This window comes from Rhodococcus globerulus NBRC 14531 (genome assembly GCF_001894805.1).
Taxonomy (GTDB): domain Bacteria; phylum Actinomycetota; class Actinomycetes; order Mycobacteriales; family Mycobacteriaceae; genus Rhodococcus_F; species Rhodococcus_F globerula.
In genome coordinates, this window is sequence record NZ_BCWX01000003.1 from 15,011 (window position 1) to 27,616 (window position 12,606).

At 62.3% G+C, this 12,606-nt stretch carries 10 protein-coding genes; 7 read left to right on the forward strand and 3 right to left on the reverse strand.

The window, feature by feature from the left end; translation table 11 throughout:
* Positions 1-27: 27 nt before the first annotated feature.
* Entirely contained in the window at positions 28-975 is a 948-nt protein-coding gene (locus RG2_RS15285; RefSeq protein ID WP_033232543.1) for a metal ABC transporter solute-binding protein, Zn/Mn family, read from the reverse strand.
* A 138-nt stretch (positions 976-1,113) separates the two neighbouring features.
* Between RG2_RS15285 and RG2_RS15290 the strand changes: the two genes are divergently transcribed.
* The gene (locus RG2_RS15290) at positions 1,114-2,202 is read left to right on the forward strand and encodes a LacI family DNA-binding transcriptional regulator (protein WP_033232541.1); all 1,089 of its coding nucleotides are present in this window, start codon (positions 1,114-1,116) and stop codon (positions 2,200-2,202) included.
* Here the strand turns inward: RG2_RS15290 and otsB are convergent.
* Both otsB and kstR read right to left on the reverse strand, forming a co-directional pair.
* The gene (gene otsB, locus RG2_RS15295) at positions 2,187-4,748 is read right to left on the reverse strand and encodes a trehalose-phosphatase (protein ID WP_033232539.1); all 2,562 of its coding nucleotides are present in this window, start codon (positions 4,746-4,748) and stop codon (positions 2,187-2,189) included. The two genes, RG2_RS15290 and otsB, sit on opposite strands and share 16 nt — an antisense overlap.
* An 87-nt stretch (positions 4,749-4,835) precedes the next feature.
* The gene (gene kstR, locus RG2_RS15300; protein WP_033232537.1) at positions 4,836-5,474 is read right to left on the reverse strand and encodes a cholesterol catabolism transcriptional regulator KstR; all 639 of its coding nucleotides are present in this window, start codon (positions 5,472-5,474) and stop codon (positions 4,836-4,838) included.
* A gap of 94 nt (positions 5,475-5,568) precedes the next feature.
* Between kstR and RG2_RS15305 the strand changes: the two genes are divergently transcribed.
* The 6 genes from RG2_RS15305 (at position 5,569) to RG2_RS15330 (ending at position 12,562) form a co-directional block, all read left to right on the forward strand.
* Positions 5,569-7,716, forward strand: a complete 2,148-nt coding sequence (locus RG2_RS15305; protein WP_033232535.1) for an acyl-CoA dehydrogenase family protein — start codon at positions 5,569-5,571, stop codon at positions 7,714-7,716.
* 73 nt (positions 7,717-7,789) lie between these two features.
* Positions 7,790-8,842 (forward strand): acyl-CoA dehydrogenase family protein, encoded by a 1,053-nt coding sequence (locus RG2_RS15310; protein WP_033232534.1) that lies wholly within the window; start codon positions 7,790-7,792, stop codon positions 8,840-8,842.
* Positions 8,827-9,978, forward strand: a complete 1,152-nt coding sequence (locus RG2_RS15315; protein ID WP_033232533.1) for an acyl-CoA dehydrogenase family protein — start codon at positions 8,827-8,829, stop codon at positions 9,976-9,978. The genes RG2_RS15310 and RG2_RS15315 overlap by 16 nt, the downstream gene beginning before the upstream one ends.
* 9 nt (positions 9,979-9,987) lie before the next feature.
* Positions 9,988-10,968, forward strand: a complete 981-nt coding sequence (locus RG2_RS15320) for a bifunctional MaoC family dehydratase N-terminal/OB-fold nucleic acid binding domain-containing protein (protein ID WP_033232532.1) — start codon at positions 9,988-9,990, stop codon at positions 10,966-10,968.
* The gene (locus RG2_RS15325; protein ID WP_033232530.1) at positions 10,965-11,396 is read left to right on the forward strand and encodes a MaoC family dehydratase; all 432 of its coding nucleotides are present in this window, start codon (positions 10,965-10,967) and stop codon (positions 11,394-11,396) included. The genes RG2_RS15320 and RG2_RS15325 overlap by 4 nt, the downstream gene beginning before the upstream one ends.
* Positions 11,393-12,562: a lipid-transfer protein gene (locus RG2_RS15330; protein WP_033232528.1), complete on the forward strand. Its 1,170-nt coding sequence runs from the start codon at positions 11,393-11,395 to the stop codon at positions 12,560-12,562. The genes RG2_RS15325 and RG2_RS15330 overlap by 4 nt, the downstream gene beginning before the upstream one ends.
* Positions 12,563-12,606: the final 44 nt, after the last annotated feature.

The following is a 12,606-nucleotide window of genomic DNA, read 5'->3' on the forward strand; positions in this document are numbered from 1 at the left end:
TCTTCTCGGAATTGAGTGGGCAAGAAATTACTGGGCAGAGAGGGCGTTGGCTAGCGACTCCGCGGTCTGCGTCTGCCACTGAATGTAGTCCAGGCCTTCGGGGAGAGTCTCCGTAACCTCGACGACGGGCACGCCTGCTTTCTCGGCGGTGGAGCGCATGTCCTGCGTCACTTTGTCCTGCGTCTGAGTGTTGTAGACGAGGGCCCGGGCAGCCTTGTCCGACAGCAATTGGCGCGTTGCGGCGATCGCGGCCGGTGACGGATCGTTGCCGTCTTCGATCGCGCTGGTGAATTCCTCGGGGGTTGCGTCCTTCAGCTCGGCGGCAACCAACAGGTAGTGCGCGATGGGTTCGGTCTGCGCGACCGACTCGCCGCCGTGGGCCGCGGCAATCGAATCGGTGACGGCGGTGATGCCGGCCAGTTTCTGGCTGTATGCCTGTGCGTTTGCCTCGTACGTCGACGCATTGTCGGGGTCGAGTGCACTGAGTTGGTCGGCGACGGAGTGGGCCACTGCGTCGACGGTGGGGATGTCGAACCAGACGTGCTCGTTGACGGCGCCGTGCGTGTGACCGTCGTGCGATTCTCCCGAGGTCTCGCCTGCGTGGATTCCACCGTCGAGCAGGTCGTACGCGTTGACGGTCTTCTGGTCGCCCTTGCCTGCGTCGAGGATGTCGGTGACAAATTGGTCGTAGCCACCACCGTTGTAGACGACAAGGGAGGCGTCGGTGATCTTGGCAGCCTGAGCCGGGGTGGCTTCGAAGGAATGCGGATCCGCGGACGGCTCGTCGATGATGGAGGTGACGGTGAGAACGTCACCTGCGACGGCCTGCGCAACGTTGCCCCACACGTTTGTGGAGGCGACGACGGAGATGCCATCGTCCCCGGTCTTTTCGGAGCCGCAGGCCGTCAGTGCCATGGCCGCTGCGACCGAGATGGTGGCGAGGGCGGCGATGCGGATTTTGGACGACGAGCGCACGAATTTTCTCCTGAACGAAGGGTGGGCTAAATGCTATTGGAAACCGTTACCGTTACACATTAGCGCATAGTCGCTGGTAGGTCATGTTCGGTTCAGCCCCGTCGTGCCGACTTTGACGGGTACCGATAACGTCCGTCTATGCCCCGGTCCCGTCAGCCACGCCGTCAAGCCACTTTGGCGTCGCTCGCCGCCGAGCTCAATGTGTCGAGAACAACAGTCTCGAACGCGTACAACCGACCCGATCAGCTCTCCGTCGAGCTTCGGGATCGAGTGCTCCAAGCGGCCAAGCGACGCGGATATCCCGGACCCGATCCGGTCGCCCGTTCCCTACGTACCCGTAAAGCCGGTGCCGTGGGACTTCTCCTCACCGAAGCGCTAAGTTACAGCTTCCGTGACCCGGCTGCCATGAGCTTCCTGGCAGGCCTCTCGGAATCCTGCGAGGAAGCTGGGCAGGGGTTGCTCCTGATTCCTGCCGGACCAGGGCGAGACGACGTGGATGCCGCCGCGGTCGTGCAGCAAGCCGGCGTCGACGGTTTTGTCGTCTATTCGGTTGCCGACGACGACCCGTATCTTGCCGCCGTCCTCGAACGTCACATCCCGATCGTGGTGTGCGATCAGCCGCGCGAGATTCCCGGAGCGTCTCTCGTGGGCATCGATGACCGCGCTGCCATGCGCAAGGTTGCCGATTACCTCATCGGTCTGGGCCACACCGAGATCGGTGTGCTTTGCATGCGGCTGGGGCGAGACCGGATGGATGGTGTCGTCAGTCAGGAGCGCCTGAAGTCGCCGCATTTCCACGTTCAGCGTGAGCGGATCGAGGGAGTGCGCGACGCGATGTCGACGGCGCAGATTGATCCGTTTTCTCTGACTGTGATCGAGCGGTACGTCCACACCACGCAGTCCGGGCACTCCGCGGCAGCGGAGGCGCTCGCGACCAATCCGAAGATCACGGCACTGATCTGCACCACCGACGTACTTGCCCTCGGCGCTTTGGACTGGGCACGCTGGCAGGGCATCGACGTGCCTGGTCAATTGTCGATCACCGGATTCGACGGCGTGGGCGAGGCGCTTCGTGAATCGCTGACCACCGTGCGCCAGCCTCAGGAGGAGAAGGGCCGGCGCGCGGGTGCACTGCTGATGTCACCGTCCGGTTCCGGTGTGCCGATCATCGAGATGCTCGAGACGGAACTACTGGTCGGCCGTACGTCGGGTCAGGCCAAGATCTGAGCGGGTAAGTCCAAGAGCTGAGCGCAGCGTAGTAGGCCGAGATGGCTGTAAGCCTGGGGATGGTTGCCAAGTGACCGTTCTGCGACCGGGTCGTACTCTTCCGCGAGCAGGCCGGTAGGACCTGCTGCTGCGACCAGTTGGTCGAACAGCGCCTCTGCTTGCAGGCGTTGTCCGATCAGCAGGTACGCCTCGACCAACCAGGCCGCGCAGAGGTGGAATCCACCCTCGATGCCGGGCAGGCCGTCGTCGTGGTGATAGCGGTACACCGTTGAACCGCTACGCAATTCGGCTTCGGTGGCAACTACCGTCGCGGCAAATCGCGGGTCCTCCGGATCGATCAGCCCGGACAGTCCGATGTGCAGGGTTGCGGCGTCGAGATCTACACCGTCGTATGCGGCGGTGTACGACTGGACGTCGTCCTTCCATCCCTTGTGGCGCACCTCGTCGGCAATCTGATCGCGCAATTCGGCCCACTCGGGCAGTGCCGTTCGGCCGAAGCGGTCGGCCAGTTTCACTGCGCGGTCGACGGTCACCCACCCCATCACCTTGGAGTAGACGTGATGGCGCGGGTTGTCGCGGATCTCCCAGATGCCGTGATCGGGTTCGAACCATCGTCGTTGCACGGCTTCGACCATTGCGCCTACCAGTTCCCAGTCGCGATCGCTCAAAGGCTCGGCAGCCCCGGCCTTTTCGCGGGCATCGGCAAGGTGGACGATCAGTTCTACGATGGGGCCGAAGACGTCGAGTTGGACTTGCTGATTGGCAGCGTTGCCAACCCGCACCGGGCGGGAGCCGGCGTATCCGGGCAGGGAGTCGATGACGGCCTCAGGCGGCAGTGACGTGCCGTTCAGCGTGTACAGCGGGTGTAGACGCTCGGGGCCCGGCAGTGTTTCGAGGACGCGGTGGACCCAGTCGAGGTACTCCTCGGCTTCGTGCGTCGACCCGACACTCACGAGAGCTGTTGCGGTGAGCGCGGCGTCGCGCAACCAGCAGTAGCGGTAGTCCCAGTTTCGGACGCCGCCGATCTCTTCGGGAAGTGACGTGGTTGCCGCTGCCATGATGGAGCCTGAGTCGGCGTGGACGAGTCCGCGCAGTGTGAGCGCGGAGCGTTTCATCAAGTCCGGCTTGAGTTTCGGCAGATCAAGGGTTTTAGCCCAATCGGACCAGTAACTTTCCGACCTGGCGCGGCGATCCGCTTCGGGCGCCGGTGACGGGTCCATATCTGTTGTGCCGCAGCGCAGTTCGAGAACGATATCGCCGGCTGACGGCGTGACGATTGCATGGGCAGTCTGCTGGTTGCCGTCGGTGGCGATATTCCACTGCACACCGGGGGATCGCAGCACGTACGGTTCGTTGGTGCCCAGGACGCGGATGCCGTCCTCCACGATCTCGAGGGTGACTTGAGCTTGGCCGAACTCCGGGCGCGGTGCAAACGAGACCACGGCGTCGGCTCTACCGGAGATGATGCGGGTGAAGTCGGTTCGGCCCTGTTGTACGTCGTGGGGGAGGTAGTCGGTGACAGACAGGCTGGCCCACCGAGTTTGAACGGTCATGGTGCCGTCGAGGTACTTCTGGCTCAGCGGCAGCGCAGTCCGCCGGGGACCGACGCTGAAGTGCCCGGCGGCGGTCCCGCCGAGCAGGTGGGCGAATACCGCTGCGGAGTCGGGTTCGGGGTGACACAACCACGTCAGGGTGGCGTCAGGCGTCACGAGGGCAACCGTGCGGGGGCTGGCAAGCATGGACAGGCGCTCGATGGGCGGCGCGTCTGCACCTGAAAGCCACGTACGACGCTCTTCGAGCAGAAACGCCAACGCGGCCGCGACGTCCTCGGTGCTGTCGACGCGGAAGGCGGCCATGGTGTCGCCCGGGCCGACCTTGACGCCGATGTCCGGGCCGGACAGCCTGGCGAACGCCTTTTCGTCGGTGACGTCGTCGCCGATGAACACGGCAGCGGTTGCGCCGTCCTGGTGCCGGATGAGATCAAGCGCTTGGCCTTTGTCGGTGGCGATGACAGCCAGTTCTACGACGGACTTGCCTTCCGTGACCTGCACTCCCGGCCAGAGCGCGGATTCCGTTCGCACCGCGATCAGGGCTTTTTCGGCGTCGTCTTCGGGGGAGTTTCGAACGTGTAGAGCGATGCTGGCAGGTTTCTTCTCGACGGTCGCACCGGGAGTGCGGGACGCGATCCGGGTCAGTTCGGTGCTGATCTCGCCGAGCAGTTTCTTGGCGTCGGCGTCGATGGCGTGAACAAATCCGATGTCGAATTCGGAGCCGTGACTACCGACCAGCTGTACTTCGGCGGGGAGTCGGGAGAGCGCGGCGAGGTCTTTGAGGGCACGTCCCGAGATGACGGCCGCTGTCGTGGAAGCCAGGCTGGCGAGCGAGCGAAGGGCGCGGACCGATTCCGCGCGTGGATACGCCTTCTCCGGATCCGCGACGATGGGCGCCATGGTCCCGTCGTAATCGGAGGCAACCAGCAACCGTGGCGTCTGCGCCACGGCTGAGAGGGCTCGACGGAGTTCGATGGGGAGATCCTGTGCGCTCACCTCTTCAAATCTAGGTGATTGCGAGCGTCCTGGCTCGGTACGTCGGCTCGACAGGTGCCCAGAACCGATTATCGATCCGGATTATCCCTATGCAGGTCTGCGGGATCCGTCGCCGAGCAACAGTTCAACGGTCAATTCGAGTCGATTGGCGACGTCGGTGGCCGATGATCGGCGTGTGAGCCAAGCCACGAGGTTGGACAGCCACACATCGGAGATGACGCGGGCGATAGCCAACTGTTCGTCGTTCGGTTCCTCTTCGGTCATCGCGCGTGCAAACAATCGGTCCATCAGTTGGCCCACGTGATCGACCTCGGCAGCAGCAGATGCGTCGGCGAACATGAATGCGCGGGTCATTGCTTCGGTGAGCAGTGGATCGCGTTGCATGGCTCGGGTGATCAAACTCAGGATCAGCTGCATGCGCTCGAGCGGGCTTGTTCCGGGCGGAATCTTGCCTCTGGAGTCGATCTTCTCGAACTCACGCGCCAGAGCGGAAACCAGGAGGTGCACCTTCGACGGAAAATATCGGTAGAGCGTTCCGACGGCAACATCCGCACGCTCGGCCACCGCGCGCATCTGAACGGCTTCGTATCCGCCCTTGGATGCCAATGTCAATGTGGCATCGAGAATCCGCTTGCGACGTTCGCGTTGCGCGTTGGAGCTGAGATCGTCCTCTCCGAGCGTCGCGGATGCGACGGCAGTGGAGCGGGATCGAGATGTTGCGGTCATCGACAAATTCCTTCGCGCCTTGACTCATGGCCAGGTGTCATATTAGAACACGTTCTAAACAATTGTGTCACTAATGGAGAGGTGGGAACCAGTTGTGACTATCGCCACGACCGATGAACAACGGGCAGTCCAGGAGTCGATCGAGGCGTGGGCGCGATCAGCAGCGCCGATGGACATGGTACGCCGTGGACCAGCGAATTCGTGGCGCCAGGGTTGGCCGGATTTTGCCTCGTTGGGGCTCTTTTCCGTTGCTGTGCCCGAGTCGGTTGGCGGTTCCGGAGCTGAGATCGTAGATCTGGCGGCAATGCTCGAGCAGGCTGCGATTGAACTCGTTCCGGGTCCTGTTCTCACTACGGCACTGGCCGCGTTGGTGGTCGGCCGTAGTGCAACTCCCGCGGCAAAGCGCTGGTCGGAGGCGCTTGCAGACGGTGCGATTCCCTGCGCCGTCGTATTGGACGAAAGACCAGTTGCCGCAACGGCTACCGAATCCGGCGGGCTCGAACTTCACGGTGACGGAGGTTTCGCGTGGGGCGCAGATGCCGGCGTGTCAGTACTGGTTTCCGCCGACAACGGCAATGGCGTCGTGTGGGTGCTCGTCGACGGTGAATCGAGTGGAGTCACGTATGACGCGCTCGACACGATCGACAAGTCCCGTCCGTTGGCGAAGGTCTCCTTCGATCGAGTGGTCGTGGATGCTGATCGGATCATCGGCGACATAGCGACGGGATCGGTGGCTGATCTTGCTGCAACGCTCGCGTCGGCGGAGGCTGCCGGAATTGCCGCGTGGAGCCTGCGGACTGCGGTGGAATACGCAAAGATTCGTGAGCAGTTCGGCAAACCGATCGGTTCCTTTCAGGCGATCAAGCATCTGTGTGCCGAGATGCTGTGCCGGGTTGAAAATGTCGGTGCAGTCGCCTGGGACGCTGCCGTGGCGGCAGAGTCGGGTGACGAACTTCCGATCGCCGCAGCAGTAGCCGCCGCGGTTTCCCTGGATGCGGCAGTCGACACGGCGAAGGACTGCATCCAAGTGCTCGGCGGCATCGGGTTCACCTGGGAGCACGAGGCGCATTTCTACCTTCGTCGCGCCGTGTCGCTGCGCCAGATGATGGGCGGCTCGTCTCGTTGGCGCGCCAGGGTGGCGGAGTTGACGCTCGCGGGATCGCGTCGTCACCTGCAGATCGATCTCAGTGCGTTGGAGTCCGATCGCGCCGAAATTCGTAGTGAAGTAGCACAACTGGTCGCTCTGCAAGAGTCCGAGCAGCGCACTGCCTTGGCTGAATCGGGTTACCTCGCGCCGCATTGGCCGGTGCCGTACGGCAAAGGGGCGAAGGCAGCTCAGCAGATTTTGATCGAGGAAGAGTTGGCCGCGGCAGGCGTCGGCCGACCTGACCTGGTCATCGGATGGTGGGCCGTGCCAACCATTCTCGAGCACGGCAGTGTCGAACAGATCGAACGGTTTGCTGTCCCCACCTTGAAGGGGGACATCACGTGGTGTCAGTTGTTCAGCGAGCCGGGAGCTGGATCCGACCTCGCCGCGCTGCGCACCACTGCCGAGAACGTAGACGGTGGATGGAAGCTCAACGGGCAGAAGGTGTGGACTTCGCTTGCGCGTGAGGCTGATTGGGCGATCTGTCTGGCGCGTACCGATCGTGGTGTACCCAAGCACAAGGGCATCACGTACTTCCTGCTCGATATGAGAACACCGGGGATCAGGATTTCGCCGCTGCGGGAGATCACAGGCGATTCGCTGTTCAACGAGGTGTTCCTCGACGACGTTTTCGTCCCGGACGATTGTGTCGTCGGAGAGCTCGGTGGTGGTTGGAAACTGGCCAGAACCACACTCGCCAACGAGCGGGTCGCGATGAGCGGTGGCTCGTCACTTGGTGGTGCGATGGAGGAATTGCTTGTTCTGGCAGGAAGTCCGGATCCCGTGGTCGCGGACAAGTTGGGCGGTTTGATCGGCACCGCGATGGTGGGATCGCTTTTGGAGTTGCGAACCACATTGCGGCAGTTGGATGGCCAGGATCCAGGACCGGCATCGAGCGTCCGCAAACTGGTCGGTGTTCGGCAGCGTCAGACCGTCGCGGAATTCGCGATGGAGTTGGGCGGTCCGGCTGGTTGGGTCGAGGGGCCGTTGTCCCGGGAGTTCCTCAATACGCGTTGTCTGTCCATCGCCGGTGGTACGACGCAGATCCTGCTGACCGTCGCGGCCGAGCGAATTCTGGGGCTACCGCGGGAGTAGTAGGTCTACAAATTTGGTCCCGTTGGTGATACAACTAGAACACGTTCTATATCGACGACGGGAATTTGCCAGCGTGGACTTCACCAGAGATGAAACCCAGGATGCGGTAGCCGAGGTGGCTACCGCACTCCTGGCCCGCGAACTACAGCCGGATGCCTTGTGGGCGGCCTTCGCCGAGGCGGATCTGCTCACGTTGGCGCTACCGGAGCGACTCGGAGGGGAGGGTCTGTCCGTCACCGACGTGGGCGCCTTGCTCACCGAAGTCGGCCGAGCTGCAGCGCCGATTCCAGCGCTGGCCACACTCGGATTCGGGGTGCTGCCCATAGTCGCGCTGGGCAGCGACGCCCAGCAGGACGAACTTCTGGCCGGTGTTGCCGCGGGACGGGTGTTCACGGCTGCCTTGGCTGAGCCGGGCCGCCAGTTTCCCGAGCAGCCAGCCGTTACGGCAAGGAAGACCGGTGAGAAGACCGGTGATCGGTACCGCGTCAACGGGACTGTGCTCGCGGTCCCCTTCGCTGCGAGTGCGCACCGCGTATTGGTTCCGACAGACGTCGGTGTTGTGTTGATCGACCCGAACTCGGCAGGTGTGACGCTTACGCCGACGCCGAGTTCGTCCGGCAGCCCCGAGTTTGCGATAGTCCTCGACGACGCCACAGGTGAGCTGCTGGGCGCCGGTACGGAAGCCGTGCAGACGCTCTATCGCATCGCGTTGGCGAGCATCGGAGCTGTGGTCGACGGATTGGTTTCCGGAGCCGTGGATCTCACTGCTGCCCACATCGGATCCCGCGAGCAATTCGGTAAGCCGCTCGCGACCTTCCAGGCCGTCGCGCAACAGATCGCCGACGCCTACGTCACGTCCCGGACACTGCACGTTGTGTCGCTGTCGGCATCGTGGCGCGTGTCGGAAGGGCTTGATGCGCAGTCCGATCTGGATGTGATGGCGTACTGGATAGCTCAGGAAGTTCCTGCGACCATGCAGGTTCTCCATCATCTGCACGGCGGTTTGGGAGTGGATGTCACCTATCCGCTTCACCGCTATTACGGGGCAGCAAAAGACTTGGCGCGCCTGCTCGGTGGCGCTTCGCATCGACTCGACCTCGTGGGGGCCCGGTGTTCATCGATCTGACCGACAGTCAGCGCGCGTTGCAGGCTGAACTTCGTCGTTACTTCTCGACTCTGATCTCGCCAGACGAGGCGAAGATCATGCGTACCGAACGGCACGGACCCACCTACCGCGACGTGATCCGCCGAATGGGCAAGGACGGGTGGCTCGGTGTCGGCTGGCCGGTCGAATACGGCGGGCGAGGCTTCGGCGAGGTGGAGCAGCAGATCTTTGTCAACGAGGCTGTGCGAGCAGATGTTCCACTGCCGTCGGTTACGTTGCAGACGGTCGGACCGACGTTGCAGAAGTACGGTAGCGAGGAGCAGAAGCAGAAGTTTCTTCCCGCCATCCTGGCCGGCGAAGTGCATTTTGCCATCGGATACACCGAACCTGAGGCCGGAACCGACCTTGCGGCTTTGCGTACCGGTGCCGTCCGCGCGGGTGACGAGTACATAGTCAACGGTCAGAAAATCTTCACCACCGGTGGACATGATGCGGACTATGTGTGGCTGGCTGTGCGAACGGGAGCAGCAGACTCGCGGCACCGGGGTATCTCGATCCTGATCATGGACACGAAGGATCCTGGGTACACCTGGACGCCCATCATCACCTGCGACGGCGCCCATCACGTCAATGCCACCTACTACGAGGACGTTCGCGTTCCGGTGAACATGCTTGTGGGCGAGGAGAATCAGGGCTGGCGCCTCATTACCACCCAGCTCAATCACGAGAGAGTCATGCTCGGACCAGCAGGCCGCGTCGGTGGCATCTACGATCATGTCTTCGACTGGGCTCGCCGCGAGAATCTTCTCGATCACACCGACGTGCGACGCACGCTGGGGGAGATCCACGCAACCTATCGACTGAACGAACTCCTCAATTGGCAGGTGGCATCGAGTGATTCGGACTCGGTTGATGTTGCCGACGCCTCCGCGACCAAAGTATTCGCCACCGAGCGTATTCAGCGAGTCGGCCGACTGGCCGAGGAAATTGTCGGTCGATACGGCAACTCTCTCGATCCGGAGACCGCTGATCTCATGGAGTGGTTGGACATGCAGATCAAGCGCAATCTGGTGATTACCTTCGGCGGCGGGGTCAACGAGGTGATGCGTGAACTGATCGCGACCGCCGGCTTGAAGCTGCCAAGAGTTCCGAGATAGGAATTGACTGTGTCAGATCCCATTCTTACTGCTGCAGAGCAGGTTCGCGCCGCCGGACCGAGCGCGCCACGCACCGGCCGAGATCCCGTAAACGTGCCGATGGTCCGCAACTGGGTCGAGGCGATCGGCGACAAGAACCCGATCTATGTCGATGAATCCGCAGCACTCGCCGCCGGGCATGGCGGGCTGGTCGCTCCGCCGGCCATGGCGCAGGTGTGGACGATGCGAGGACTGGGCGCTGTACGCGAATCCGATGATCCACTCGGCCGTATGACGGAGATCCTCGACGAAGCCGGCTACACGTCGGTCGTTGCAACCAACTGCGATCAGACCTACCACCGCTACTTGCGACCGGGTGAGGACGTGACGATCTCGTCTGTCTTGGAAGACGTTGTGGGACCCAAGAAGACGGGCCTCGGTGAGGGCTGGTTCTTCACAACTCGAAGCCTGTGGCATGTCGGTGACGAATTGGTGTCCGAGATGATGTTCCGGATCCTGAAGTTTGCTCCGGCGGCCGGTGAGACGGTTCCATCGGATGTGCCCGAGGATCTGGATTCTTCTCGAATGCTGCGCCCCACGCCGTCTCTGGACACACAGTTCTTCTGGGACGGAGTTGCCGCGCACGAGCTTCGGATTCAACTGCGTCCCGACGGTAGCGTGCAGCATCCACCGGTGCCCGCGATCTGGAAGGACAAGTCGGCGCAGACCGACTACCTCGTGGCTTCCGGGCGGGGAACCGTATTCAGCTTTGTCGTCCATCATGCGCCCGCAGTGCCCGGTCGCTCTCTGCCGTTTGTGGTTGCACTCGTCGAACTACCGGAAGGCGTGCGTATGCTCGGCGAACTTCGAGGTGTCGCGCCTGTCGATGTGTCGATCGGGATGTCCGTCGAAGCAACGTATCTCGATTTTCCGGGAGATGAAGAGACTGGCGGAACTCCGTGGACTCTGTATGCGTGGGTACCGGTTTCGCAGCAGGAGGATGCTCGATGACTTTGGTTTCGGACATCACTGTGGGAGAGCAGCTTCCGGCGTTGGAGATCTACGGCGACCCGACGTTTGTCGTGTCCACGGCTTTGGCAACGCGCGATTTTCAAGACGTGCATCACGATCGCGACCTGGCGCAACAGCGCGGCTCGAAGGACATCTTTGTCAATATCCTCACCGACACCGGGTTGGTGCAGCGCTTTGTCACCGATTGGGCGGGTCCCCGTGCCGTCATCACCTCGATCAAGCTCCGACTCGGGGTGCCGTGGTACGCGTACGACACTTTGTCGCTCAGCGGAACCGTCACCAGGTTCGACGAGACGCTGGTGACCGTTGCCGTGGTGGGCAAGAACAGTCTGGGTGATCACATCACCGCCCAGGTCATGCTGACATTTACCCCGCTGACTTCCACGACGGCCGGAGATATCGAATGAATGCACTGTCGGGGAAAGCCGCAATCGTCGGTATCGGCGCGACGGATTTCTCGAAGGACTCCGGCCGAAGTGAACTTCGCCTGGCGGCGGAGGCCGTCCAAGCAGCTTTGGACGACGCGGGCCTGACCCCTGCCGACGTGGACGGGCTCACCTCGTTCACGATGGATACCAATACCGAAGTAGCCGTGGCACGTTCGGTGGGAATCCCGAACCTGAAGTTCTTCAGTCGCATCCACTACGGCGGCGGGGCTGCTGCGGCTACGATCCAGCAGGCTGCCATGGCTGTCGCGACAGGAGTCGCTGACGTCGTTGTTGCCTACCGTGCTTTCAACGAACGCTCCGGTGCCCGGTTCGGCCAGGTGAACTCCGGTCTTGTGGCACAGGTCAATTCATCAGGATCGGACAACGCTTTCTCGTACCCGCACGGCTTGGGAACTCCCGCTTCGTTTGTCGCGATGGTGGCGCAGCGGTACATGCACGTCTACGGTGCGTCGAGTGAGGACTTCGGCCGCGTTGCCGTTGCTGATCGCAGGCATGCTGCCACAAACCCGAAGGCCTTCTTCTACGGAAAGCCGATCACACTCGAGGATCACCAGAATTCCCGGTTCATTGCCGAACCGCTACATCTACTGGACTGCTGTCAGGAATCCGACGGCGGTGTTGCCATCGTGGTCACCTCAGCCGAACGGGCCAAAGATCTCAAGAACACCCCGGCCGTCATCGCGGCCGCAGCTCAGGGCAGCGGGGCAGATCAGTACATCATGACCAGCTATTACCGTGACGGTCTGACCGGACTGCCGGAAATGGGGCTTGTGGGTGATCAACTCTGGGCGCAGAGCGGTTTGCGGCCGGCGGATATGCAGACCGCGGTTCTGTACGACCACTTCACGCCCTATGTGCTGATGCAACTCGAAGAACTCGGCTTCTGCGGCAGGGGAGAAGCCAAGGACTTCATCGCCGGTGGCGCGATCGAACTCGGTGGAAAGCTTCCGATCAACACTCATGGCGGTCAACTGGGCGAGGCATACATTCACGGGATGAACGGCATAGCCGAGGGTGTCCGTCAGATCCGCGGGACTTCCGTGAACCAGGTCGACGCTGCCCAGAACGTATTGGTCACTGCCGGTACCGGCGTGCCGACGTCGGGACTGGTTCTCACTCGGTAGGCATAGTCTCTCTGCTGTGTCGTTGTCCATCGGGACAGGTGACC